Origin of the sequence: Oryzifoliimicrobium ureilyticum, from assembly GCF_037199735.1 — a bacterium.
Lineage (GTDB): Bacteria > Pseudomonadota > Alphaproteobacteria > Rhizobiales > Rhizobiaceae > Rhizobium > Rhizobium ureilyticus.
Genome location: NZ_JBBBVQ010000004.1, coordinates 1 through 23,672, shown reverse-complemented (window position 1 = coordinate 23,672; position 23,672 = coordinate 1). Strand labels below are relative to the sequence as shown.

At 57.9% G+C, this 23,672-nt stretch carries 25 protein-coding genes and 1 pseudogene; 14 read left to right on the top strand and 12 right to left on the bottom strand.

Features of this window, described 5'->3' with window-relative positions:
* Positions 1-2 precede the first annotated feature (2 nt).
* The 3 genes from VQ830_RS07295 to VQ830_RS28795 are packed head-to-tail and all read left to right on the top strand — an operon-like array spanning position 3 to position 1,115.
* A complete protein-coding gene (locus VQ830_RS07295) occupies positions 3-716 on the top strand; it encodes a hypothetical protein (RefSeq protein WP_337267703.1) in 714 nt (237 codons plus the stop codon).
* Positions 717-726: 10 nt separating this feature from the next.
* Positions 727-876 carry a hypothetical protein gene (locus VQ830_RS07290; RefSeq protein WP_337267702.1) on the top strand — a complete coding sequence of 50 codons (150 nt, stop codon included), beginning with the start codon at positions 727-729 and terminating at the stop codon, positions 874-876.
* Positions 876-1,115 (top strand): hypothetical protein, encoded by a 240-nt coding sequence (locus VQ830_RS28795; protein WP_438617434.1) that lies wholly within the window; start codon positions 876-878, stop codon positions 1,113-1,115. The genes VQ830_RS07290 and VQ830_RS28795 overlap by 1 nt, the downstream gene beginning before the upstream one ends.
* A gap of 576 nt (positions 1,116-1,691) precedes the next feature.
* On the opposite strand, the gene VQ830_RS07280 is transcribed toward VQ830_RS28795, so the two are convergent.
* The 5 genes from VQ830_RS07280 to VQ830_RS07260 all read right to left on the bottom strand — a co-directional run bounded on the left by VQ830_RS07280 (position 1,692) and on the right by VQ830_RS07260 (position 6,233).
* The gene (locus tag VQ830_RS07280; RefSeq protein ID WP_337267429.1) at positions 1,692-3,386 is read right to left on the bottom strand and encodes a methyl-accepting chemotaxis protein; all 1,695 of its coding nucleotides are present in this window, start codon (positions 3,384-3,386) and stop codon (positions 1,692-1,694) included.
* Between the two features lie 231 nt (positions 3,387-3,617).
* A complete protein-coding gene (locus VQ830_RS07275; protein WP_337267428.1) occupies positions 3,618-4,175 on the bottom strand; it encodes a transcription termination/antitermination NusG family protein in 558 nt (185 codons plus the stop codon).
* A gap of 90 nt (positions 4,176-4,265) precedes the next feature.
* The gene (locus VQ830_RS07270) at positions 4,266-4,592 is read right to left on the bottom strand and encodes a hypothetical protein (RefSeq protein ID WP_337267427.1); all 327 of its coding nucleotides are present in this window, start codon (positions 4,590-4,592) and stop codon (positions 4,266-4,268) included.
* The gene (locus VQ830_RS07265) at positions 4,589-5,155 is read right to left on the bottom strand and encodes a hypothetical protein (protein WP_337267426.1); all 567 of its coding nucleotides are present in this window, start codon (positions 5,153-5,155) and stop codon (positions 4,589-4,591) included. Before VQ830_RS07265 ends, VQ830_RS07270 begins: the two co-directional genes overlap by 4 nt.
* Positions 5,100-6,233, bottom strand: coding sequence for a helix-turn-helix domain-containing protein (locus VQ830_RS07260; RefSeq protein WP_337267425.1), 1,134 nt, complete (start codon positions 6,231-6,233; stop codon positions 5,100-5,102). The genes VQ830_RS07265 and VQ830_RS07260 overlap by 56 nt, the downstream gene beginning before the upstream one ends.
* 279 nt (positions 6,234-6,512) lie before the next feature.
* Between VQ830_RS07260 and VQ830_RS07255 the strand changes: the two genes are divergently transcribed.
* Positions 6,513-7,112: an XRE family transcriptional regulator gene (locus tag VQ830_RS07255; protein WP_337267424.1), complete on the top strand. Its 600-nt coding sequence runs from the start codon at positions 6,513-6,515 to the stop codon at positions 7,110-7,112.
* An 80-nt stretch (positions 7,113-7,192) separates the two neighbouring features.
* Here the strand turns inward: VQ830_RS07255 and VQ830_RS07250 are convergent, their stop codons facing one another.
* Positions 7,193-7,966 carry a metalloprotease gene (locus tag VQ830_RS07250; protein ID WP_337267423.1) on the bottom strand — a complete coding sequence of 258 codons (774 nt, stop codon included), beginning with the start codon at positions 7,964-7,966 and terminating at the stop codon, positions 7,193-7,195.
* A gap of 368 nt (positions 7,967-8,334) precedes the next feature.
* Between VQ830_RS07250 and VQ830_RS07245 the strand changes: the two genes are divergently transcribed.
* The 5 genes from VQ830_RS07245 to VQ830_RS07225 all read left to right on the top strand — a co-directional run bounded on the left by VQ830_RS07245 (position 8,335) and on the right by VQ830_RS07225 (position 13,417).
* Positions 8,335-9,168 carry a COG3904 family protein gene (locus tag VQ830_RS07245; RefSeq protein WP_337267422.1) on the top strand — a complete coding sequence of 278 codons (834 nt, stop codon included), beginning with the start codon at positions 8,335-8,337 and terminating at the stop codon, positions 9,166-9,168.
* Between the two features lie 658 nt (positions 9,169-9,826).
* Positions 9,827-10,393: an NUDIX hydrolase gene (locus VQ830_RS07240; protein WP_337267421.1), complete on the top strand. Its 567-nt coding sequence runs from the start codon at positions 9,827-9,829 to the stop codon at positions 10,391-10,393.
* 148 nt (positions 10,394-10,541) lie between these two features.
* Complete coding sequence (locus VQ830_RS07235; RefSeq protein ID WP_337267420.1) at positions 10,542-11,000, top strand: VOC family protein; 459 nt, start codon at positions 10,542-10,544, stop codon at positions 10,998-11,000.
* Positions 11,001-11,596: 596 nt separating this feature from the next.
* Positions 11,597-11,956, top strand: coding sequence for a hypothetical protein (locus VQ830_RS07230; protein ID WP_337267419.1), 360 nt, complete (start codon positions 11,597-11,599; stop codon positions 11,954-11,956).
* A 501-nt stretch (positions 11,957-12,457) separates the two neighbouring features.
* Positions 12,458-13,417, top strand: a complete 960-nt coding sequence (locus VQ830_RS07225; protein WP_337267418.1) for a hypothetical protein — start codon at positions 12,458-12,460, stop codon at positions 13,415-13,417.
* Positions 13,418-13,904: 487 nt separating this feature from the next.
* On the opposite strand, the gene VQ830_RS07220 is transcribed toward VQ830_RS07225, so the two are convergent.
* From VQ830_RS07220 to VQ830_RS07205, 4 genes are all read right to left on the bottom strand, one after another.
* Positions 13,905-14,936, bottom strand: coding sequence for an ABC transporter substrate-binding protein (locus VQ830_RS07220; protein ID WP_337267417.1), 1,032 nt, complete (start codon positions 14,934-14,936; stop codon positions 13,905-13,907).
* A 33-nt stretch (positions 14,937-14,969) separates the two neighbouring features.
* On the bottom strand, positions 14,970-15,740 hold the full coding sequence (locus VQ830_RS07215) for an ABC transporter permease (protein WP_337267416.1): 771 nt from the start codon (positions 15,738-15,740) through the stop codon (positions 14,970-14,972).
* On the bottom strand, positions 15,737-16,555 hold the full coding sequence (locus VQ830_RS07210; protein ID WP_337267679.1) for an ABC transporter ATP-binding protein: 819 nt from the start codon (positions 16,553-16,555) through the stop codon (positions 15,737-15,739). The genes VQ830_RS07215 and VQ830_RS07210 overlap by 4 nt, the downstream gene beginning before the upstream one ends.
* Before the next feature lie 226 nt (positions 16,556-16,781).
* Entirely contained in the window at positions 16,782-17,159 is a 378-nt protein-coding gene (locus tag VQ830_RS07205; RefSeq protein ID WP_337267415.1) for a winged helix-turn-helix transcriptional regulator, read from the bottom strand.
* An 85-nt stretch (positions 17,160-17,244) separates the two neighbouring features.
* Between VQ830_RS07205 and VQ830_RS07200 the strand changes: the two genes are divergently transcribed.
* Positions 17,245-17,865, top strand: coding sequence for an FMN-dependent NADH-azoreductase (locus tag VQ830_RS07200; RefSeq protein ID WP_337267414.1), 621 nt, complete (start codon positions 17,245-17,247; stop codon positions 17,863-17,865).
* Positions 17,866-18,092: 227 nt separating this feature from the next.
* Here VQ830_RS07200 and VQ830_RS07195 read toward each other — a convergent pair whose 3' ends face one another.
* Complete coding sequence (locus VQ830_RS07195; protein WP_337267413.1) at positions 18,093-18,995, bottom strand: hypothetical protein; 903 nt, start codon at positions 18,993-18,995, stop codon at positions 18,093-18,095.
* A 160-nt stretch (positions 18,996-19,155) separates the two neighbouring features.
* Here VQ830_RS07195 and VQ830_RS07190 point away from each other — a divergent pair, with 160 nt between their 5' ends.
* Positions 19,156-19,680: a hypothetical protein gene (locus VQ830_RS07190; RefSeq protein WP_337267412.1), complete on the top strand. Its 525-nt coding sequence runs from the start codon at positions 19,156-19,158 to the stop codon at positions 19,678-19,680.
* A gap of 256 nt (positions 19,681-19,936) precedes the next feature.
* Positions 19,937-20,854, top strand: coding sequence for a hypothetical protein (locus VQ830_RS07185; protein WP_337267411.1), 918 nt, complete (start codon positions 19,937-19,939; stop codon positions 20,852-20,854).
* A 220-nt stretch (positions 20,855-21,074) separates the two neighbouring features.
* Here VQ830_RS07185 and VQ830_RS07180 read toward each other — a convergent pair whose 3' ends face one another.
* Entirely contained in the window at positions 21,075-21,989 is a 915-nt protein-coding gene (locus VQ830_RS07180; RefSeq protein WP_337267410.1) for an SDR family oxidoreductase, read from the bottom strand.
* A 76-nt stretch (positions 21,990-22,065) separates the two neighbouring features.
* Here VQ830_RS07180 and VQ830_RS07175 point away from each other — a divergent pair, with 76 nt between their 5' ends.
* Together VQ830_RS07175 and VQ830_RS07170 are read left to right on the top strand one after the other, a co-directional pair.
* Positions 22,066-22,671: a TetR family transcriptional regulator gene (locus VQ830_RS07175; protein ID WP_337267409.1), complete on the top strand. Its 606-nt coding sequence runs from the start codon at positions 22,066-22,068 to the stop codon at positions 22,669-22,671.
* Positions 22,672-23,026: 355 nt separating this feature from the next.
* Positions 23,027-23,672: pseudogene (locus tag VQ830_RS07170) on the top strand (methyl-accepting chemotaxis protein); the annotation flags it as partial.

Here is a 23,672-nt window from a genome sequence, read left to right as displayed (position 1 = left end):
GTATGCTTGCCATTGCCATTGCCGCCGGAATTGCCGTTGCCATTCCCGTTGCCGTTGCCGCCGGCATTGCCGTTTCCATTGCCGTTGCCGTTGCCGCCGGCATTACCGTTTCCATTCCCGTTGCCGTTACCGCCGGCATTGCCGTTTCCATTCCCGTTGCCGTTACCGCCGGCATTGCCGTTTCCATTGCCGTTGCCGTTGCCGCCGGTATTACCGTTTCCATTCCCGTTGCCGTTACCGCCGGCATTACCGTTTCCATTCCCATTGCCGTTGCCGCCGGCATTACCGTTTCCATTCCCGTTGCCGTTGCCGCCGGCATTGCCGTTCCCATTCCCGTTGCCGTTGCCGCCGGCATTGCCGTTTCCATTTCCATTGCCGTTGCCGCCGGAATTGCCGTTTCCATTTCCATTGCCGTTGCCCCCGGCGTTACCGTTTCCATTCCCGTTGCCGACGGAATTGCCGTTTCCATTCCCGTTGCCATTGCCGCCGGAATTGCCGTTCCCGTTATTGCCCTTACCGGATGCTCCGCCATCCTTGCTCCCGGCGTTACCGGTTGCTCCGGCCACGGCCCCTTCGTCACGGCGGCTGTCGCCCCTGCTTCCACCATTGCCTGTGCCGCTTCCGGACGCCCCACTGCTGGACGCGCCGCTCGCAGAACTCTTACTCTCCCCGGCGGTCTCGGCGTTGGAGCTGCTAGCCGATCCCGATGCCGCTGATGATTGGCTCGTGCCTGCGCTGACGGCCTCCTGGCCGGATAGCGTTGTTGCGCCAAGCGCCGTCACTTTTGCAACCGAGGGGGCAACCGAGGTAATGGAGGGAGCGACGGTCAGACCTGCCACCTTCATTCCCGTCTTTTTATCCACCGTCGCGCGTTGATGCGGCCCGACATTGGTCTGCTGGCCGCTCGCAAAGGACGTGACCTGCACCAGCCCGCGATCGACGGAAACGGAGGCCGTGGTCTTTTGAACGCGAACGTGGAAAATCGTGCCTTTCACGACGGCCGCAAGATAAGGCGTTTCGACCGTCGTATGGGGCTGGTTGCGCTTTTCGATCTCAAGATCGAGATCCCCGATCTGCTGAACGATCTGCGTCTTTCTGCCGGTAAAGAGCCCTGACGTCGTCGTGATGGATGCCAAGGTGTTCGGCTGGAAGCCGATCGTTTCAACCCCGCGCACCAGCTGCGCGCGCGCCCGCGGGCCTGTCCATATCCAGGCCTTGTTGGGAACGACATCGCCCTCATGCAGGGCAGTCCAGCTGACCCGATCGAGCGTGTATTGAACCCCGCTGCTGGTCTTGGCAACTTGCCAATCGTCGCTCGCGGCAAAAGCTGTATGGGACAAAAATAAAATGAGGAGAGCGAAGATGCGGGCAAGCAATGACACGATAGTCCTCCGGGGCATGAGAGGACTTGAACACGTGTGCACTTAACAATGGCTTATATATCAACGCCGCTTTCTAAATAAACCCAGAGGTTGTCGAAGAAAAATCTATTTTCCTCGAAGGTAAACTGCGTTTCACCACAGAGTAAGGCGAAAATGTACGCTTTCGTACAGGAATTCGATCCTTTTGTTCTCCTGCCCAAGCGGGGAGATATGTCCGGTTGCGCTTGCAAAACACCCGGACAAGAGGATCAGCCCGCCGATGCGGGCCGATCACCAGATAGGCAGGTCTTTCGATCAGACTTTACAGCGTCAAGCGGCGTGACGGGCCGTGCGTCTTACCTCGCCCGGCGCTTCCGAGGCAGAAACCTTGAAGCGGCCGACGAGCTCGTAAAGAGCGGTCGCTTCGGCGGCAAGCGTCTGCGAGGCGGCATTGGCCTCTTCGACGGTTGCGGCGTTTTTCTGCGTGCTCTTGTCGAGCATGCCGATCGAAGCGTTGATTTCGTTGATCTGCGAGGCCTGTTCGCGCGTTGCCACGGAAATCGCCTCGACGTTCTGGTCAACGCCCTTGACCTGACTGACGATCTCTTCCAGCGCCTTGCCGGTCATGTCGACGAGCTGGACGCCATGCTTGACCGCATCGGCAGAGGTGGCGATCAGCGTCTTGATTTCCTTGGCGGCGGTGGCCGAGCGCTGGGCAAGCTCACGCACTTCCTGCGCAACCACTGCAAAGCCCTTGCCGGCTTCCCCGGCACGCGCTGCCTCGACGCCGGCATTCAGAGCCAGAAGGTTGGTCTGGAAGGCGATCTCGTCGATCACGCCGATGATGTTTTCGATCTCCTTGGAGGAGTTTTCGATCCGCGACATGGCGGCCGTTGCATCCTTGACGATAATGCCGGAGGCTTCAGCGCCGGAGCGCGTCGCCGCCACTAGGGTGCTGACATTGGCGGCGCCCGCGCTGGAATCGCGCACCGTCTGGGTGATCTGGTCGAGCGCGGCCGCCGTCTCTTCCACCGAAGCGGCCTGCGTTTCGGCAATCTTGGCGATGTTATCGGAAACGTCGTGGATCACGCGGGCATTCGCAGCGAGCGTTTCGGCCGAATGGCGAATGGTGGAAACGGTGTTTTCCAGCGAGCGCGCCGCATTGTTGAAATCCTGGCGGGTCGTTTCCAGCGCCTGGTCGAGCTTGTCATCGAGTTGTACGGTGAGATCCCCGTCAGCAAGCTGGCCGATCGCCTTGCTGATCTTGACCACGGCATCCATGCGCGCGGTGATGTCGGTCGCAACCTTGATCACCTGATAGACGACGCCGCGCGAGTTGAAGACCGGCGTATAGGCTGCCTGAATCCAGACATGCTTGCCGCCCTTGCCGATGCGCAGGAAATTGTCTGCAATGAACTCGCCGGCGCGCAGCCGTTCCCAAAAGCGCGGATAGTCCGGCGTCTTCACATAATCCGGATCGCAGAACATGCTGTGATGCTTGCCGACGATTTCCTCCGAGCGATATCCCATGGCGCCGAGGAACATGTCGTTCGCCTTGGTGACGGTGCCATCCGTTTCGAATTCGATAATCGCCTGCGATTGATCGATGGCGCGCAGGCGGTTTGCATTGCGCAGCGCTTCGATCTTCGTCGCGGTAATGTCGGTGGCGATCTTCAGGATGCGCACCACCTTGCCGCCGTGCATGACGGGATTGTAGGTCGCTTCTATCCAGACATCCTCGCCCTGCTTGGTCTGGCGGCGAAACTGGCCGGTCTTGAACTGGCCCGCCGCCAGCTCTTTCCAGAAAGTGACATAGTCGGGCGAGCTGCGAAGCTTTTCCTCGCAGAACATGCGGTGATGCTTGCCGATGATTTCAGTGCGCTCGTAATGCACCGTCTTGCAGAAATTCTCATTGGCATCGATCACGGTGCCGTCGGGGGTAAACCAGATCATCGCCTGGGAGCGCGACAGCGCCGCCATGTCGTCGGAAAGCCTGCCTGCCTTCAGATATTTAGAAAATGCCATGCGCCCCAATCCCCTCTTGTCACGCTAGCCAGCGAGACAACGCTTTGAAATCCGATCTTCCGCCCCGCAGACTTTTCGCCCATAGCCTGCATTAGACAGTTTAGATTCAACCAAACTTTCTTTTAAAATTTCTAAACGATCAGGACAATTTCTGACCAAATAAAATTGCAGATTGCGAACCGGCGGAAAATGCGCGGTTCGCGACCTGACCTCCCGATTTGATGCCGACGCTTATCCGGCCGCCAGCATCTCCTCCAGCGGCACGGTCAGCATGCCGGCCATGTCGAGCCGAGCGATCAGCTCCTTCAGGCGGGCATCGCTTTTGGATTTCTGCCGCAGCTTCTGGCGAGCCAGCTTGGCGCGCCGTTCGAACTCGGCTTCCGACTGCGCCTCCGTGGCGCGCAGCATCAAGATATCGTCCCAGGAGACCGGCAGCGGCCGGCCCTGCCCGTCGCTGACGACGCCCGAAACGCCGGGTGTGGCTTTCAACGCCCGCCAGTCGCGCGGCGCATGCACGAAAATATACCCGACCAGCAGCGCAAAGCGGCGCGGCTTCCAAAGATCGGTATGACGCCGGTCGCGCACCAGACGCTTTTCGGCCGGCATATAGCAGTCGAAGCCGGCCTTGGTCAGCGCCAGCTCGATGGCGGAGACATGCGGATTAAGGCTCGGCACAATGCGATAGCCTTTCTTCGAGCGCGTCTGCTCGGCCTTGTATTCGCGCTGCGGCTTTTGCGAGCCCGGCGCGGCCTTCACCGCAAACCATTGTGACGTTTGTTCCTGTCCCATGCGACTGCTCCCTTTGGGAAAAAGACCTGCCGGCAAAGACAGGCGAGGAAATTTCACCGCCGGCGACATACCGGCGGCGCGACGGCGGCTTCAGCCGTCGAGGATCGACACCCAGGCGACGCTGACCGCAGCGCCGATTTCGGTGATGCGGGTGACGCGGCGGATCTGCCCTGGCCGCAGCGGCCTCGGCTGCGGGGCAGGCGCGGCAAGCTGCGCGCCCTTGGCGCGGCGCGGCTTGGGCTTGCCGCGCGCCATGCCGGCGCGGCGCAGCCTTACGCAGACGGCAGAAGGCGTCACGCCGTAAAGGGCGGCAACCTCCCGAAGGCTCTGCGTCAAAAGCTGCTCGGCAAGGATCGCTGCCTGTGGCAAGGGCTTGCGATCGGGCGAAAAGATGGGCGCGATGGAAGGTCCGGTCATGCCAGCACCCTCCCGGTTTCCGCGCCTAGCGCATCGAGGAATGTATCGCTCCCATCGGCAACAGCACTATCCACTGACCGAGCCTCGACGAGGGGCCGATTGCCGTCAGACACATCAGGCGCATAAGGTGCATCAGGCGCGAAGACGCAGCCGAGGATCGGCACATAGACCGAACCGACGGGCCATTCCCGGGCGCGAAAGGCGGCGGCCGCCACATCACGCGCCAGCACCGTGCGGCGCGCGCACTTCTTCTGCATGGCTGCGAAAAGCGGCGGCTTTCCGCCAGTCCAGGCGCGTGCCGGCCCGGCAGGAGACGCTGCAGCCGGCAAAGCGGCGCGCAACCGGCGCTCCTCCTGGCGCACCATATTCGCAAGCTGTGGTGGGCGCGGGCAAAAGCGCATCTCCTCGCCCCAGGTGCCCTTGACCAGCTTGGAAACCACGCTTTTCAGCGCTTCGAGACTGAGGCCGGCAAGCGCATAGTGATACTGGCCGAGCAACGCCTCTCCATCAATGCCGCGCGGCAGCGGCAGGCAAACGAAGATCGGCCGCAGCAAGCGCTCCATGGCAAGGCTCTGCGTCTGGGATCGGGCCGCTGACGATGCCCCTGAGGCGTCCCTCGGTTGACCCGGTGAATTGGCCGTCAAACGGCTCTGCGATGCTTGCTGCATGGTTCTGCTCCAGTCTTTCGTCGATAAGTTCGAGAATGGTTTTTGACGATGAGGTCTCGGGGAAAGGCGCGCCTTGCGGGCTGTGCACCGGCCTTTGCATGCCTGAAATGCGGGGCATGCCTAAAATGCCGGGCATGCCTGAAACACCGGGTTTGTCGCGCGGCGGGCCGCAAGCAGCCGGCTCGTCGGTCCAGCGCTCCTGGTTCAGCCAGGTCGCGGGGTTGCACCAGGGCCGATCGTCGCGCTTGGCGGCATAGCGGGAAAGCCCTGCCATGATGGCGGCAAGCCCGGCCTTGTCCCTCGCCTTCACAAAAGCGGCGAGCGCCACCGGTCGCCCGATCTTGTGCGGATAGGCCGGCCAGAACCATTCGGAAAATTCGCGGCCGAAGCGCTGCTCAGACCGATCCTCTGCCGGCGGCTCGCTGCCCTGCCGTAGAGTGGACACACCTCTTCCGGCCGCCCCGGTATCGGCCCCCGTTGTCTCGCTGCCTGTTGTCTCGCCGCCTGTTGGCTCAGCCCTTAAGGCATCGGCTTCTCGTGCCGTGCCCCGCCCTTCCCCGGCACAGTCTTTCACCAACCAGGAATCGCCAGCCGGCGCACGGGAAGAAGAAAGAGGTGATGGTTCCAGTTGACGGTTATGTGCGGCAGATTTCGCCGCTGGCGCAGGCCCTTTTTCGCCTCTGGCCGATTTTGCCGCTGGTAGAACCTCGCGATGCAGACGGAAGCGATAGCGGCCAAGCGTGCCATCCTTGCAGCGATAGCGCGCCCTGCTGATGAGCTCGGCAGCGCAAAGCGCCTCCAGGTGATCGCGCACCGTCTTTTGTGCCTGGCCGGTAAAGCCCGCAATCTGTGCGACGGAGGGAAAGCACCGCCCCTCCTTATCGGCATAATTGGCAAGCGCCAGCAGCACGAACTTACGCCCGCTGGGGCGGATATCGGCGCGCGAGACAGCGCTCATCATCTCGATGCTCATCGACCGGCCCTCCCTTGAGAGAAGCCGGAGGAAGCCAGGCCAGTTGAAGGCACGCTAAGACGCCAGCCGCCAACCAAGGGCGACAAGCAAGACCATGAAGAAAAGCAATGCCAAGAAGGCAAAAGCAGGCGGCAGGCAAAGGCCGGCCCTGCGCGGGAAACCATGGGTTCCGCGCCGTAAATCTGTAATTTGTCCATACAAGGAAACTAGTAAACCGCGATCATTCTGTCAACTAGTTTCCTTGTATGCAATTCCACAAGAAAGCTGGTAAGATCGGCTATGAGCACGATTGCGGAAAACCTCAGACGCATCAGGAAGATAAGCGGCTTGTCGCAAGCATTGCTTGCATCCAAAGCTGGCGTGAGCCAGCAGCTGATCTCGCAACTGGAGCGCGGCGAAAACAACAAGACGACCGAGCTGCCCGCCATTGCAGCAGCGCTCGGCGTTGCCGTTCACGAGATCGACGAGGATTTCACGCCAGGCACGACGGGCATGCCGACCAAGGTTATCCCTTTGATTTCATGGGTAAGTGCCGGCGCGATGATGCGCGAGGACATCACCGACGAGGCAATCGGCGCCATCCGCATATCGGATCTGCCTGACAATGGCGATTGGATCGCGCTCTCGGTCACGGGCGATTCCATGGACCGCATTTCCCCGCCCGAATCCGTCATCGTGGTCGACCGAACCGACAAGCGGCTCGTCTCCAACGCCTGCTACGTCATCGCAGACCCGGATGGAAATGCTACCTACAAGCGGTATCGCCCCTCCCCCATGCGATTCGAACCGGTCTCCACCAACCCCGCCCACGAACCCATCATCCCCGACAACGAACCCCTCATCATCGGCCGCGTCCGCCGCTCGATTTTGGAGATGTAGGCGGGCGGCTTTGCTTGCGGGGCGATCGGTGTGGAGGGAGCCGGCCCTTGCACAGCGCCTCCTTCCGGGTGAATTTTAAATCAGGATGATGTCCGTCTGCTGACAAGCCGGGGAGGTTTCAGCCGGCTGGCTTTCAGGGCGCTGATGTTCGGCCGAAAAGCCGGTGGGCACAAGATAACGAGCCCGCCCAGAACGCCAACACAAAAGATAACCTTCGAAAGCACTGCCAGAACCGTTCCACAAAGGCCTGTCCAAAACAAAGCACGACGTCGTCCAAACCTCGCTTCGAGAAGGTTCGAGAGTAAGTGCCCACCATCCAGAGGATAGGCGGGAAGAAGATTAACGAATGTCCAGACGAAATTGAGCACGCTCAGCCAGTCGAGCGTGCGTAAGACGAACCAAGGTAAAAGCGGCTCTGGATCGTACCAAGATCCATCCGGCCCAAGTGTAGGCCCCGCCATGGGATCGATTGCGAACAAGTGATAAATGGTCAGACAGAAGAGTCCGAGGGCGAGATTCGCCAACGGTCCAGCCATCGTAATCAGGCAGTCATCCCTGCGTCTGTACCTATCTGTCTCCCAAATCGCTGTTCCTCCCGCTGAGCTCATCACGATCATGGTGGCGCGATGGCCAAGCCTGACAGCTGCCCAGGCATGTGCTACCTCGTGCGCGAAAATAGAAAATATGATCCCGAAAGCCACCAAAAGCGCAGTGATGATGTCACTGGCGGTGAAGTCCTTCCAGATGGGGACAGTTATGAACACCACTAGAAACAGGATACTGACATGTATCCAGACAGGAGGCATATTGCGATATGAGAGCTCCAACCCCTCATCGTAGATTCTGAGCTTCATAAACAGCTCCTTGCCGCGCTGGTTGTATCCACCAAAAATGTAACGCGACGCTGATCAAACGCAAGCAATTCAACGAAGGCGTGCAGCTTCGATAATGTCGATGCAAACCGCTGATGACCGAGGCGGCTGCCTATGCTCCCTTCGCATCTTCATCTTCTTCTAATCGGGTTTTGGCGTCCGGGTATCTTGGTCCTGCCACTTACACTTATCGTCAGAATTGTCATCAAGGTTTCATCTCAGCCCGATTGCATGATCGCTTGTACTTATGATGTATGCTTAAGTCTGCCGTCCTCAAAGCCAGCATCGAAAGACCGTTGCTACAACTAAAGCGATGCCGTAGATCTCTACGACTTTCTTTGGGGTAACGCATGCCGTCACGGTCTTTATTTGCGGCGTTTTCGAGCGCCGTCCTCGCGATAGTATTCATCACTTTTTTCGCAACATATACTTCTGCAGCCAACGATCCTAGTACCCGCCCAATGACATTTATCCTTGTGTCCGATGGCGACTGTAGCGTCGAATGTGTCCAATGGGTGTCGGCAGAGGGTCGCATCACCCGTTCGACCCCCGCTCGATTTGCCGTATTTCTAGAGCGTCTCAAGAACCGCAAGCTGCCCGTCGTGATCCAATCTAGAGGAGGCGACGTCGACGCGGCGCTGGCCATTGGGCGGATGATCCGAAATGCCGGGCTAGACACAGCAATTGGGCGGACGCAGTTAAACGATTGTCCAATGCTTGATCCGCGATGCACCGCAAAAACGGTAAAGAGCGGATGGTCATCGGGGACCGTGCACAGCGGTGGAGCTTATTGTTTTTCTGCATGTCCGTTCATTGTCGCAGGGGGCGTGGTGCGCGCGACAGCAACGAACGCATACATTGGTCTTCATCAAATTATGAATGGCAAAAAAGACTCGAATTACGGTCCCGCTCATAAGCGTAATCTTGATGCCATCTCGACCCGCAAAGACGATTTAGAAAAAAAAGAACTGGCTAAATACTTCGACACTATGGGCGTCAGGTCCGGAGATATTTTCGCGATAATGGGGCTGGCAACACCGAACGGCATGTATAATGTTTTGCACGCTGAGGCGGTAAAGACTGGATTGATCACCAAAATATACTCGCTTTCCGAAGAGCCCGGCTTTGTTTACAAACCAACCCAATCTAAGATGCCTGAACAGAACACGAAGGCCAAAGGGTAGACATCAACCAATGCCAGCATTGGACGGTGTTATGTCGTTTCAGGCTCGGTTCTTCGAGATGATTTCGCGTATATCGTCGATCTGCTCGTGCGTGAGTACCCGTTTCGGCAGGATTTGATAGCGAAAGTCCGAGGGTGAGAACGTAAACACGGCGCTACTTTTTCGGTTCTGTCATATCCGTCACGCCCACCTAACGGAATTGAAGGAAAAGGCTCGCGCCGGTGAGCACGAGGCACAGCAACAGGCCGAGCCACTCCAAGCAAATACGCAGAGCGGTCTGCGGTCTATCGCGATGGACCCAGTGCATGATAACATCGGCAAGCGTATCGAATGGGTCCATCGTGCACCTATTTTCGATCTCTTTGCGCCCGGCAAGGCCGTCACTCACCATCGACCGCCGTTCGCCGCTCAATTTTGGAAATATAGGCGGGAGGCTTTTGCGCTCAACAGGAAGATGTGATGGGAACGCCTGTCCGCACATGCCCCCGAATGGGCTATCGCGACAACGCTAGATCTCAGAAATCGAAGCCGGCCTCGCCAATAGCGTTTTAGATCAGGGCGATGGGGCCGCGAAGGCAACTAAGCGCCAACAGCGGTCATTGCGGATATATGGATTTGCCCTACGGTAGCACGCGATGAACGGGCTTCGGGGATCAGCATGCAAGAACGCTGGATAACAGTTACATCAGAAACGATTGTGAAAGATCGCTGGATTGATCTTCGCGCTGACAAATGTATCACCCCTGGAGGGCACGAGATCAGTCCGTATTACGTGCTATCCTATTCGGACTGGATCAATGTTGTGGCAATCACGCCCGATGAGCAGATATTGCTGACGAAGCAGTATCGCCATGCTGCAGGACAGACTTTCTGGGAAATTCCCGGCGGTGGCATTGACCCCAATGATCCTGATCCTTGCGCCGCGGCCGGTCGCGAGCTTGAGGAAGAGACAGGCTACAGGGCTGAGAAGATTGAACTGATCACGACGCTCTTCCCTAACCCTGCCTCACACACAAATCGCCTGCACACACTCCTCGCTCATAACGCAACGCCAATCGGCAAGCAGCAGCTTGAGGCCGGCGAAGAGGGGCTAACTGTGCACCTGATGCCAATCCCGGAGCTTATTGCCCGGCTGCGCGACGGTTTTCTTGGGCAAGCCCTCCACACTTCTTCGGTTCTTACGGCGCTGTTGATCTCTGGCCGCCTCAAGAATGCCGTTGACTGATATGCTTGCTTGATGGCCTGGTAGTTGTCTGCTCTGGGTCGAGAGCAGTCACCATCACCGCACCTGTAGGGATAGGCCTAGTGGTGAAGCCTCAAAATCATCCTTGACTCGGGCATAGACATAACTGGTCGATATGAAGGATTAAAAAATGGCCGAAGATGCTGGCGTTATAGCTGTGGACCATATGGGATTCTCGGTCGCCTCATTAGAGGAGGCGATCCAGTTTTGGACTGAGGCGTTGGGCTTCGACCTGGCGCGCCGGGGAGAGATGGGTGGAGAGTTCCTCAGAGAGGCCACGGGGGTTGACGATCCGCGATGCCGAATGGCGCTGGTGACTGCTCCAAACGGCTACCCTATTGAGCTTCTTGAATATTCGACGGGCCCTACGCTGGGTCAGACGCCTCGTAGCGCAGGTGCGATCGGCGCTGCCCACATCGCCATCACGGTTGCGGATATCCGCAAGGCGATCGCGCGGGTTGAGACGGCGGGGTGGGCAGTGAAGGGGTCGCCGCAACCAATACCAGCCGGGCCCCGATCCGGAACAATGGTTGCGTACATCTCCGGCCCGGATGGTATCACCATCGAGCTAATGCAGCCCCCAGGTTAACATTCCCAAGTCGTGTACAAGTCGTGTAACGGCCCTTCGGTCCGAGAAAGCTTCTTGTGTCGGTCCTTTGTTCCGTTGCTACCCAACCCCCTGACATCAAGTGATGGTCGCTAAGATAACCTTGGATGCCTCGCCGTCATGGTCATATTCCACCTATAGATGAGCCTAGGAATGGGTGGTACCTTCGCTCTCCCGGTGTTCATGGCGTGGAAGATGGGAAATGTCGGACCTAGCGAATGATCTTGTTCGGCGGCATGGTGAGGTTGAAGTACTTCTTCAGATCGGAGGCGGCGCCCGTAGATTTCCTAGATCCGAGCATAGGTTCGGGCATCCAGAAGACGCGTCAAGCGAGATCGACATGCTGGAAGAAGCGACGACCCTTTCTCTTGCCGCCGCGCACCGGAGTTAGGCCATGGATGATAGAGCCCAGCTAGTCATCTTGTTCGAGATGATCGGAATGCTTGAAACGGCTCTCCGGCCATTGCACTTGACGGAAGACCAAATCACGGTATTTGCGGGCTCCATGGTCGACGTTGCGAAACATGGCCGGATTCACTCGATCCCTACCCCGTCTTAGGCGGAGCTGAGAGGCAGTGTTGAAACGAAATCTATTGTTCCTCATCGCCCCTATCGTTGTGGTCGTGCTGAATGTCGGCCGATGGGCCCGCGCCGCAGCCGAGGGGAACTGGGGCGGACCGCTGGGCGAGATCCTGCTATTCGGATTGCTGCTTTATGGGCTCTATGTGCTGTCCAAGCGGCGTGCGGCCGCACGGCAGTCGGGTAAAGCGGATTTAGTCGTCATCGTGCTGGTCATTCTCGTCCTGGTACTCTCTGTGTCGATTGGCCGCGCGGAAACGCAATTCGGCTCCGATCCGACAGCAAACTGCCGTCAGCCATCCGGGGACGTATCGTCTCTAGCGGCCTGCGACAGACTGATCTCCTCGAAGCAGATTTAGATTGCCTTTGGTGCCAGCCGCTCCAATCGTTTCTAAGATAGAGAGCTGTCAACCACCGGGAAAGCGGTCTTCCACGCGTGGGCTCGGTTACCGCCAAGCCGGGTTGGACGGCTAAGTGACCGCGGCGTCGTTATCCTGTCGGGGCGCCTGGCCGCGATATTCCATTCAAAGGATCCGAACCGACATCAAGGGCTTCAGTCGCCTGCCGATGATACGCTCAACGCTTCTCAGCAGCGACAGAAGCATTCTTTTAACTGGGTCATCCCTGTGCGCTACGCTCTTGCACGCTCATCCATGCTGCACGGCAAACGCGTCGCATCGGGGCAGCTATGGCACCGGTGAAGGCGCACTGAACCGGAGGTTTAGCGATTTTTGGTGACACTTTATAGGTGCATATAAATATCTGAAAACGAACGAAAATTGCTGAATTCACCGTTGCCGATAAGTCTACTTTCGCGTAATGTACAACTTAGGGGGGAATAATCGTGAAGGATGACCCTCATGCCTGCGAAACCGTCCGAAGATCTCGAAAGCATCGCCCGTAGCGGTGGAACGTTGCGCCGTATGGCGGCTCGCGTTCCAACCTATCTTACCGATCTTCGCGAAAATCCGGCCTGGCTGCCGATGTTCGTGCTTGCGCGCACAATGCCCGGTCGCCGGGCACACTGGTGGACAGCCAGGAAGGTGAGCGAAGCGCCGCTGGCGTCCGGATCCATGTTCGGTAATATCAATCCCCGTCAAGCCGCGGATGAACTGAGAACCCACGGTATATTTACAGGCCTTAATCTGCCACCGGAGATCCATAAGGAAATCCTGAAATTCGGATATGAAACGCCCTGCTTCGGCAACTTCGACAGGCGCAACGAGTTCTTGGCCTCCGAGCACGCGGATGCGGAAAAGCGGTTCAACCGCTCCATCATCAGTGGCCATCATTTCGAGCGCGTCCTCAATTGCAAAGCGGCAGTCGCCGTTCAGCAAGATCCCCTCCTTCCCGCAATCGCTCGCCATTATCTGGGTGGCGAGGCGAAACTGATCACCACACGCACATGGTGGAGCTTTCCCACCATGACGGCGACCGATGCCGATCTGAGCCGGGCATCTTTCAAGTTTCATTTCGACCTGGACGATTGGCGGATGCTGAAATTTTTCTTTTATCTGAACGATGTCGGTTCCGATGCCGGGCCTCATGTCTATGTGCGCGGTAGCCACAAGCGACGGCGCCTCAAGCATCAGCTGACGCTCGTCGTTGGGCACCCTGCAGAGGAGGTGCTGGCCTTTTACGGCAAAGACCAGGCCATCACCGTAACCGGGGCAGCCGGGACGGGCTTCGTCGAGGATCCCTTCGGCTTTCACATGGGAACCCTCGCCAAACGGGAGCCCCGCTTCATGATGGAGATAGGGTTCGGCGTGTCGAAACCCTCGCAACGTCGCTTCCACGGCGAGCCAGTCATAAGGGGATAGGAACGTTCGCCCGGGCCGGTCATAAGAAGGCGATGATCGCCGATCCGCGTGATGACGACGCCTGGAACGGGCAAGCATGCCGGGTTCGCCAGCAACTGTCATCGAAACAAGATAGCCGTCTTGCTGAGAGGCTGCTGTGTCAGTTCGAACCGACACCTCTTTCACGCTTGTCTTGGCGGGCGCGCTTGTGGGCGCGAATGAAAGGCGCGACGCGATTGTAAATCGCATCTATCGACCGGAGTTTCCGATTTTATGATGGAGGCCCCCGGCTTTGCCGACCGATGGCTGACCGGCAGCTATGCCGGTCAAGGGCGCTTGTGGAGGCGGTGCGAGCGGCGGGTTTGACGGAGCAGCCCGCCGGTCTTTGAAGCAAAGTTCAATTGTCGTGCACCGAAAGCCCGAACGAACGGACATCAGGCATAGGGTTCAAGGATCGCCAGTCGATAACGGTCGTTCCGGCAATGCAAACGCTCGGCCAATCGCCATCCTAACGCTTTGCAGCCTTCACAAAGGTTGGATCGAAGGTTTTATCGAACGCCACATCTGCATTCGCAAGCTCCGGATCGAGTCCCTTCAAGACGCTCATCATGGAGTCATAGCCTTCCTTCGTGATCATGCCGTCCGGCGAATACATCTCGCGGGAAGCCTCGAAGGCCCGCATGTAAAGTTGCTTGTCTCCGAGGAGATACTCCGCAGGCACCGTTGCTGCGATGTCTTCCGGCTTGGCGGAATGAATGAAGTCCAACGCCTTCATGAACGCGTTCACCACCTTTTGGGTGGTAACGGGATTCGTCTGCGCAAAATCGTGTGGCAGGTATACAGTGGCAGCCGGGTTAGGCCCGCCAAACACGTCCCGTGTGCCTTTTTCGGTCCGTGTATCGATGAGGACCTTGATCTCCCCGTCGCTTTCCAATTGCGCAATCACCGGGTCGACGTGCGAAAGCCCATCGACCTCTCCGTTTTTGATCGCTGCGACCGCACTGGAGCCACTGCCAATGCCAATCAAGGCAGCATCATCGATGGCAAGGCCATTCTTTTTCAACGCATATTGCAGCATCAATGCCGTCGATGAGCCTGGCGCGGTCACGCCCATCTTCCGCCCTTTGAGATCCTTGACCGACTTTATGTCGTCGGCCAGGCTTTTGCGAACCGCAACGACAATCCCTGGAAACCGTCCGAGACCACAGACAGCAATAATGTTCTGCCCCTTGTTTTGCATGCGGATCGTATGTTCGTAAGCGCCCGCCACGATATCGACAGAACCGCCGATCAACGCCTGGAGCGATTTGGCTCCGCCTGCAAAGTCGTTGATCGTCACGTTGAGCCCTTCTTCTTTGAAGAAGCCCTTCTGCTCGGCGATCGTCAGCGGCAGATAATAGAGCAGTGGCTTACCCCCCACCCCAATAATGAGATCGGGTTTCTCGATCTTGCCGTCGGCAGCTCTTGCAGGTGCCAAAGCTGCAAGCGCCGATCCGGCCGCCAAAGCGGCGGCACCCGCCACGAACGTCCTGCGTTTCATGATCTGCTCCTTCCCATGGTTATCCTCAAACCTCTATGCTTTGCGCCAGGACAGCAAATGCTGCTCCACCAACGTCACAAGCCAATCGACGATGAGCACGAATGCCATCAAAACGAACATTCCAGCGAAAACCCCCGTCACGTCGAAGACACCTTCAGCCTGCTGAATGAGGTAGCCGAGCCCTGCCGCCGATCCGAGATATTCGCCGACAACGGCCCCGACGACCGCAAATCCGACGGAGGTATGCAGGCTTGAAAACACCCAGGAGAGAGCAGAGGGGAGATAGACATGGCGCAGCAACTGCCGCTCGCTCATCCCAAGCATGCGCGCATTTGACAGGATCGTCTGGCTGACTTCCTTCACGCCCTGATAGACATTGAAGAAGACGATGAAGAAGACCAGGGTGAACCCGAGCGCAACCTTGGACCAGATTCCAAGCCCGAACCACAACGCGAAAATAGGCGCCAGGACGACACGCGGCAGGGCGTTGGCCGCTTTAACATAGGGATCGAACACCGCCGCGACGAGCGGTTTGCGTGCGAACCAGAAGCCGAACAAGACGCCCCCGAGCGCGCCGAACACGAACGCAAGAAGCGCTTCCGTCAAGGTAATCCATAAGTGATACCAGATCGTCCCGCTGGCAAACCACTGGACAATCTTTTGTCCGACCGCGAGAGGATTGGCAAAGAAGAAGGCGACGATCTTTGGATTTCCAAATACGTGAGTGCTGGACGCAAGGTGCCACAACAAAAGACCGATGGCCGCGACGGCAGTTTGAAGGGTCAAAATCTGAGCGCGTCTCATGGCGTGACCTTTGGCATATCGTCATAGGCTTTCATCACCTCTCCTTTGAGCGCATGCCAGATTTGACGGTGGAGCGCGATGAAGTCCGGGTTGTGACGTATCTCACCAATGTCACGGGGACGTGTCAGAGGAACATTGAACTCGCCGATAATCTTCGAGCGTGGCCCGGCCGACATGAGGATGATGCGGTCGGCAAGCGCAATCGCCTCATCAAGATCGTGCGTGACAAACATCACCGCCTTTTTATTCTGAGACCACAGCGTCAGGAGGAGATCGCCCATCAAGAGGCGCGTCTGCGCATCCAGGGGGCCAAACGGTTCATCCATCAAAAGAAGCTGCGGGTTCCGGATGAGGACTTGCGCAAGGCCGACGCGTTTGCGCTGGCCGCCGGATAGCTTGAGCGGATATCGATCGGCAAATGCAGCCAGGCCAACACGCGCCAGAGCTTGTCTTGCAGCATCGGCGGCATCTCGCTTGCCCATTCCCGCCACTTCCAGGCCAAGCGCAACATTCTCGATCGCGGTTTTCCATGGCATCAGAGCATCTTGCTGGAAAAGGTAGCCCGCCCGGCGATTGATGCCTGTCAGCTCTGTACCAAAAACCTCGACAGAGCCGGCATAAGGCCGCAGCAGGCCCGCGGCAACATTCAGCAAGGTCGACTTCCCGCAGCCCGTCGGACCAACGATGGCGACAAACTCTTGCTCTCCAATGTCGAGATCGATGTCGGAAACCGCATCATATTGATCGCGCTGGCCAATGCCGAAGGAAATCGCAACCTTCTTGAGGCTAACCGCCTTTACCGCATCGGTCGTCATTCCTTCATTGTCCGTCCGAACCACTGAAGCCTCCGCTAACGCGGGTGGCAAACTGATCAAGCCCGGTATGGAAGTCAAGTAAGCAGCAGGCCCTCCATGAAGCAAAAAACCGCAGGCACGATCCGTGCGCCGACAGTTTGTTGCGTGCGGTTTTGAGGCTGATGCATTTGGAGGGATCGAATGTCCCCGCCCCTGCTTATTTCAACGCGGCGGCAAGACAACCTTATCAGCGTGCATCGAACTGAACGCGAGCATCCTGAATGTTCTTTCGATTGCTATCCGCCCACCGGACAAGGGACATCACCGGGGCAAGAAGCGTCAGCCCGACCTCCGTCAACTCATAATCCACGCGCGGCGGAATAGTGGGAAACAATGTTCGTTTCACCAATCCATCACGTTCCAATCCGCGCAGATTGATCGTGAGCATCCGCTGCGAGATCCCATCGATCCGCCGCCGCAATTCGTTGAACCGAACCGGCCCGTCCTTGAGCGTCGCGATGATGTAAAGCGTCCATTTGTCGCCGACGAGATCAAGTATTTCCCGAACCATCCGGCAGTCGTCACCTTGGGTCGGGGTGGGAAAATCAGTGATACTGAGTGTCATCGGAGTGCCTTCTTGCGTGGTCGACAGTGGTCACCTTAATAGTGCTGGTAACCAAAATTTACCACCCATTCATATCGGAGCAATTATGACCAACATCCTCCTCGTGACGTCAAGTCCGCGCGGCCCTGAAGGCCTGTCCACCCGTTTTGCGACCGAGATCGCCGAAGGCCTGAAGGCCGTGTTGGGCGCGACCCTTTCAACCCGCGATCTGGCGGCCAATCCACCCCCGCATATCGGCCAGGCCTATATCCAGGGCCGCGGCCTGGCGGCCAAAGCACGCACCCCCGAGCAGGATGCCGCGGTCGGGTTTGCGCAGGCGCTCGTCGACGAGGTGACGGCCGCTGACGTGATCGTTCTTGGTTCGGGCATGATCAATTTCGGCCTGCCGTCGCAGCTCAAAGCCTGGTTCGATCACATCACCTGGCCGGGAGTGACCTTTGGTTATGACGAAGCCGGTCGGCCGAAGGGATTGCTGAGCGGCAAGAAGGTCTATCTCGTCACTGCAGCAGGCGGTGTCTTCTCCGAGGGCGACTGGGCACCCTTTGATTTCCAGACAACCTATTTGCGCCATCTCCTCGGCTTCATCGGCCTCACCGATGTCGAAATCGTTCGCGTCGAAGGAACGGTCTTCGGGCCCGAGGCGGCCAAGGCTGCAATCGCCGCCGCCGAAGCCAAGGTTCGTGCGGTTCTGGAACAGGCTGCCTGAAGGCGAGCAGGCCGATTGCCGAGGCTTTGGGCGCGAGGAAGCTTGTTCGCAGCCAGCGGCGTTGCCCAAAGCCAGAAGACAGTCAACATGGCCGGGATCGATCCCGGCCTGGCTGCCGTCGATGACATATCCTACGACACAAAAGTCAATCGATTTTGCGACACCCGTCACGCATTCGAAGATATCGCACATATATTTTTATTAGGCGGTGCTATGCCAGTGGCGGCTCAAATGACAGCAGCTTGGACGATCAAGCGATACTTCTGGCGTTCCGTCGCTAACAGGCGCAAGGCGCGTTGCATTCGCAAGGGCTCCGTATTCTCGATAGTGCGGGCCAACAGCCGATCTTCTCGGTTAGCCCAATCCCACAGGCATATCAGCCGCTCATCGGTGGCGATTCGCTGAAGAGCGTCTAGAGCGAGACGATCTAAGGCTCGAACTCCCTCGTTCAGCAATGGTTCGTCGCTGGTATCGTTGAGGACATAATAGACAACTTCGTCGATGAGATGCTCATGGGCCGTCAGTCCAACCAGAACACCCCGCGCTCGGGGTGAATTCGCCCGTCCCAGCCACGCAAACAGCTCAAAAGGATTGATCCTAAGCATGAGGAGCGCTTTGACGATACGCACGGACACGAGGTTCTCCATGTCCATACTCGACTTGCGCGTCACAAGCTGGAGCGGCACGGGATCGCCGCCGTTGAACCAAAGCATCGCAACCCTGCAGAACAAGCTGCGCAGTGCATCCTGTTCCTCTCTCGGCCAGCGCCACAGCCCAAGTCGCATAGCGCCTTCCATTGGAAAGTAGTCCTGGTCAAAGTTCAGAAATGTTAGTTCCAGCCCCCGGGGCAGCCAATGCAGGAACGTGTCGCGGCCGCCGGAGCAGTTCGGATGCTCGAAATAAATGTGCCCGAAGCTTTCCAAAGTGGCGCGACGCGGATCGCCCGCACTTCGTGTTCGTGCCTCGTCTTCTACCGTGAAGCACTGGCGGCACCAATCCCATTGCGGGCTATAACGGGAGAAAGCCGCGTGCAGCTGAGAAAGACATCTATCGACATCGGGAGGGGTGAGGTCGAAGCGATGCAGGGTTGGCTCGGCGTGACAGTCTGATTGGCGACGAGTTTTTTTCAACGAGAGGCGTCCCTAAGGCAAAACGGTTCAAGCCATGAAGCGATGATACATCGATCTGTCCTCTGGCATCCCGAATTGTCCATGAGTGGTATCAATGCAATGATCCATCTTGGGAGATGCGCATCAGCACGATCACTAGAGCAATAGATGGACAGAAACCATGATCGCACTTTTTGAGGGGAATGTAGAGGTACAGTACAGCCAGGCCTATATCGAACTGGATGGATCATTTGACGGATCCGTCGAGAATTGCTTTCGGGGACAGAGCAACGGCCTCTGCGGTGCGCAGACGCCACAAATCTTGTTTCTGACAACTGGTCTGCACACCGGCATGGTCGGCTTCAGCATATATCTGTTCGGTACCGAGCCCGGCATCGATGAAAGCTGGGAAGAGATTGTGGAGGTTTCCTTTCAGGCGAAGAAAGGCAAAATTACTCTGGTGGAATGGGCGGCTGATCACGGCGTCGACATGGCACTGCCACTCGGATCCTATCGGGCGCGATACCAAGGCCGGGCGATGCAGAGGGCCAATGACCTCGACACCAATGTGACTGATACGCCCATTGATACCTATCGGCTCGACCTATGGAGAGCACAGGCTTCCCGTGATCGTATCGTGAAGCAAACGTCAGCTATCGCCGCTTACTGGCATGACTGGGTAAGGGAGCTTGCGGCCGCAGAATAACGGGCCGAAGCGTCCACAAGGCGATCCACCGCCTCAACGTCAAATGATGGGCTTCCGTGACGGCATCTTTGCACCAATAGAAGACATTCGTCGAAGCGTTGATGACGGATAGCTTCTGCGCTCCGTGAACGCTGCGGTTCGGCCCGAAAAGTTTAAGAGCGGTCTTTCCGGCCAAGCTCGCCATTATGGCCGAACGACCTATCTTCATCTCGCCAGCGGGACACGTAAAATAGGAGTGCGACAGGAGATGCGGGAGTTGGCGGCAGTGAAGCTTGCGTTTGATCTTGAACTCTCAGCACCGGTAAAATTAGAGACTCGTCCTGCGGACGGCTGGTGCTTTGGACGTCCGCCCAGCATCAGCGCTGCGCTTTGGCCGATCAGCCCGGTGTACGGCACCCCTCTGCGGCACGCATTTACACTGAGGCTGCCGGAGCTCTACCGGACGCAAGGCGATGAATTCGTAGCTATCAGTTTGTTCGTGGATGAGATGTTTGAGGAGAGCGAGCTGAAGCCCGCGGCGGCATCTAGCTTGTCTTTCCCTTCTATGGGCACGAACGATCCGAAGCGCTTCGATATGGAGTGCTTGGGTGTTCACTTTACCCTTTTCTGGCTGACTGAGGAGCATTTCAAGGGACCACTCGGGTTGCCCCCGATGATCGACGGAAAAAGCAGTACACCAGGCTGGTTGCGAAAGTCTCCGTTGGAGTACTTTGGTCGATACAACCTACCATCGAGCGCCCTTCATAGACCGCGCCCAAGCGGGAATGCGCCCGGCGCGTTTGCGCTCCAAGAGTTGATGGCCTCCGAGCAGCCTCCCTCCGGATGGGCGACGCTGTCGGCCATCGAGGCTATGAACTATGTGTTCCCGATCCGCGTCAGCATCCGCGAAGGCGACCCGAATGTCGGACGCAAGCCCAGTGACGATGCAGACGAGAACGCCCAGAGCGGATATGTCCCGATCTATTCTGACGCTGAGGGAGCCGCCGATCTCGAACGGTTCGCCGAGTTCGACGCGCACTTGGGCGGAACGATGCTTCCCCATGCAGGCCTATCCAGACATGTCGCCCTTCTATCTCGAATTCCAAGACACGTTTGGCGGGTTCGCCCTCGGTGGCGGCACTGCGCAACTGGACTTGAAGAATATACGCATCGAATGGGCGAACTGATATATTAAGCGCTCCGCACCTGGCCGAAGGATGCTTTAGCAGCCTGTGGTAATTAGCGAATTAGCAGTCTGATTTCGAGTGCATCTGGTCTTTAGAGGAACGGCCCATTTCCGAAGCTACCTCACAAGTCCAGCCCCATTCCGTAATGTCTGCTTCGGGCCGACAGCCGAATGCAGCATGTTGCAGCACGCGCGATTTCTCGCACAGACCACACATCCGCGGACACCCTCACGCGAAGCTCAGGCCCGTCATGCGTTCAGAGATTTCCCATAGCCTGCGTCTGGCGTCAGGGTCGAGGGCCTGTGGGGGGATGTGGGCGGGGTGCGGGTGCCCGCGGGTTTCGAAAAGCCGGTCGGGGCCGTAATAGCCGCCTGGCTCGGCCTCTATCGCGGTTGCGGCATAAAGCTGAGGCAGCGCGCCGAGCGCTACGGGCTGAAGCAGGAACCATAAAAAGGTTCGCGCAAGGCCCGCCGCGCTTCTTGCGCCCATCGTATTGTGTACGAGGTCGGTCCGCGCGATGCCGGGGTGAGCGGCCATGGCGGAAAATCCCCAGCCGGCCGCCCGGCTGCGGCTGTCCAGTTCGAGGCCGAACATCAGGCAGGCGAGCTTCGACTGGCTGTAGCCCCCCATCGGGCGATAGCTCGCTTCAGCATTGATATCGTCGAAATGGATGCGGCCACGATTTGCAGCAAGGCTGGAAAGCATGACAACGCGCGCATCGCGACCTTTGGAAAGAAGCGGCTTCAGCCGAGCAGTCAGGGCGAAGTGACCAAGATAGTTCGTGCCCAGTTGCAGTTCGAAGCCATCCTTGGTTTCCTGTCGCTCGGGCGGCAGCATGACGCCGGCATTGTTCACCAGAAGATCGAGGCTGCCTTTCTCCTCTTCCATCTGGCGTGCGAACGAAGCAACCGAGGAGAGATCGGCAAGATCCAGCATCCCGAACCGAATGTTTGCGCCGGCAACCGCCTGCTTGATCTGAGATACCGCCGACGCGCCCTTTTCCGCGCTGCGGCCGGCCAGCGTCACGTCACATCCTGCGCGGGCAAGGGCAAGCGCCGTCTCAAACCCCAAGCCACCAGTTCCGGTGACGATTGCAGTTCGCCCATGCTGATCGGGAATATCGGCGGCGGTCCACTTTGCCATGATCTATCGCTTTCATAAATTTCACACTTGGTGTAAAATAAATATTACATCCAGTGTAATTTTACAAGAGGCCGTCTTGGACAGTTCGGGTATCAACGGCAATTCAGGCGGCGGCCTGCGCGAGCGTAAGAAACGCGAGACCAAGAAGCGCATTACGGAAAAGGGGATCGCCCTGTTCTTGAAGAACGGCTTCGATCAGACGACGCTGGACGACATTGCGGCCGCAGCCGGCATTTCGCGCAGAACCTTCTTTTATTACTTCACGTCCAAGGACGAGATATTGCTATCGCTGCATGGCGCGATCGGCGAGATGCTGACAGATGCGGTTCGCAAAGCCTCTGCGGGCTCGACGCCTCTCGAGACGGTGCGCAATGCGCTGATTTCCGTCTGCAAGGCCTTCCCATCGGACAATATGATAGAGCTCGACCGGCTGATGCGCACAAGCGCAAGTGTGCAGGCGCGCAAGCAGGCATTCTATGTGCAGCAGGAAGGCGAAATCCTGGAAGCGCTGAAAGAGCGGTGGCCTCAGCCCGAACGGGCGATGGCCCTGCGCGCCGTGGCAATGCTCTCTGTCGGCGCCATGCGACTTGCCGGCGATCTCTTCAACCAGGAAAAAGGCGCGCGCCCGATGGTCGAACTGCTGGAAGACATCTTCGCCAGCCTCGCCAGGGAGATCGGCTGACCGAGGCGCTTGCGGGCACCTGATTGCCGTTGCCGTCCCCGTCAGCAAAGTCCTGTGAAGGCCCATCCAGACCATGCCTCTCGCCGAGCAGCATGCCCAAGGGAGCGGTTTGCTCGCTGCACTCTTCTGCGGACGTGACCCTCGCCCGTGTGGCGCATGAGACACCCGAAACCACGCTCAAACGCTTGCTTCACCTGGCTCGACAGGTCTGTCAACCGAACCGACAAACAACGGATTTACGATTTTGTCAGTTTCTTTGTGTAGAGAAAGATCGAGCGACAGTCTCCTTGATTGAACTTTCAGATCAACGGGTCGCGTTACGATCTTAAGCAATCCCCGGCAGCCGAGGTCTTGTATGACGTTCTTAGACAATATTCGGATTCGCAGCAAAATTCTGGCTGTCATCATACCGCTATGCGTCGTTGGCATTGCTGGCGTCGTCCTGATGGCAAAGAATTACAAGGCCGCTGATGATGCCTACTCGGATCTTCTGGCGGAAGATGATGTCGCATCTATTGCCGTGGCGCGCGCCACTCAAAGATTGGCTGCGATCAGCTATAACGCCTATCAAACCCTGGTCTATGATGACGCCAGTTCGGATATGCCCGAGATCGTGGCAGATTACGAAAAGAACAAGAAGGATCTCTTTGAGTTTCTTGAGTCAGCGAAGGCTCATGCGCAAGCCCGTTCGGCGTCCATTGATCCGTTGGTTGTTCATCTGAAGGATACGGTGGCGATCATCGACGAGGCTGTCAAAGCCGGAGCGGTCAATGACAACGACAAGGCGAAGGCTTTGCTTCGCACCGCTGATAAGAAGATCAAAGGCGAGATCGTCGAGGTCCGCGCCTGGCTTGATGACTCCATCAAGAATGTGCAGATTCAGAGCGACGCACTGACCGACAACACGAACAACACGATCCTTTACACGCTGTCGGTGCTCGGCACCGTCTTTGTGCTGGCGCTGATCGCTGCGCTCTTCGTCGTCAGCCGCGGCATCGTTG

Coding starts and splice junctions, on each gene's coding strand:
- VQ830_RS07295 (WP_337267703.1), top strand. CDS start 3: ATGCTTGCCATTGCCATTGCCGCCGGAATTGCCGTTGCCATTCCCGTT.
- VQ830_RS28795 (WP_438617434.1), top strand. CDS start 876: ATGCGGCCCGACATTGGTCTGCTGGCCGCTCGCAAAGGACGTGACCTG.
- VQ830_RS07280 (WP_337267429.1), bottom strand. CDS start 3,386: ATGGCATTTTCTAAATATCTGAAGGCAGGCAGGCTTTCCGACGACATG.
- VQ830_RS07275 (WP_337267428.1), bottom strand. CDS start 4,175: ATGGGACAGGAACAAACGTCACAATGGTTTGCGGTGAAGGCCGCGCCG.
- VQ830_RS07270 (WP_337267427.1), bottom strand. CDS start 4,592: ATGACCGGACCTTCCATCGCGCCCATCTTTTCGCCCGATCGCAAGCCC.
- VQ830_RS07265 (WP_337267426.1), bottom strand. CDS start 5,155: ATGGAGCGCTTGCTGCGGCCGATCTTCGTTTGCCTGCCGCTGCCGCGC.
- VQ830_RS07260 (WP_337267425.1), bottom strand. CDS start 6,233: ATGAGCATCGAGATGATGAGCGCTGTCTCGCGCGCCGATATCCGCCCC.
- VQ830_RS07255 (WP_337267424.1), top strand. CDS start 6,513: ATGAGCACGATTGCGGAAAACCTCAGACGCATCAGGAAGATAAGCGGC.
- VQ830_RS07250 (WP_337267423.1), bottom strand. CDS start 7,966: ATGAAGCTCAGAATCTACGATGAGGGGTTGGAGCTCTCATATCGCAAT.
- VQ830_RS07245 (WP_337267422.1), top strand. CDS start 8,335: ATGCCGTCACGGTCTTTATTTGCGGCGTTTTCGAGCGCCGTCCTCGCG.
- VQ830_RS07240 (WP_337267421.1), top strand. CDS start 9,827: ATGCAAGAACGCTGGATAACAGTTACATCAGAAACGATTGTGAAAGAT.
- VQ830_RS07235 (WP_337267420.1), top strand. CDS start 10,542: ATGGCCGAAGATGCTGGCGTTATAGCTGTGGACCATATGGGATTCTCG.
- VQ830_RS07225 (WP_337267418.1), top strand. CDS start 12,458: ATGCCTGCGAAACCGTCCGAAGATCTCGAAAGCATCGCCCGTAGCGGT.
- VQ830_RS07220 (WP_337267417.1), bottom strand. CDS start 14,936: ATGAAACGCAGGACGTTCGTGGCGGGTGCCGCCGCTTTGGCGGCCGGA.
- VQ830_RS07215 (WP_337267416.1), bottom strand. CDS start 15,740: ATGAGACGCGCTCAGATTTTGACCCTTCAAACTGCCGTCGCGGCCATC.
- VQ830_RS07210 (WP_337267679.1), bottom strand. CDS start 16,555: ATGACGACCGATGCGGTAAAGGCGGTTAGCCTCAAGAAGGTTGCGATT.
- VQ830_RS07205 (WP_337267415.1), bottom strand. CDS start 17,159: ATGACACTCAGTATCACTGATTTTCCCACCCCGACCCAAGGTGACGAC.
- VQ830_RS07200 (WP_337267414.1), top strand. CDS start 17,245: ATGACCAACATCCTCCTCGTGACGTCAAGTCCGCGCGGCCCTGAAGGC.
- VQ830_RS07190 (WP_337267412.1), top strand. CDS start 19,156: ATGATCGCACTTTTTGAGGGGAATGTAGAGGTACAGTACAGCCAGGCC.
- VQ830_RS07180 (WP_337267410.1), bottom strand. CDS start 21,989: ATGGCAAAGTGGACCGCCGCCGATATTCCCGATCAGCATGGGCGAACT.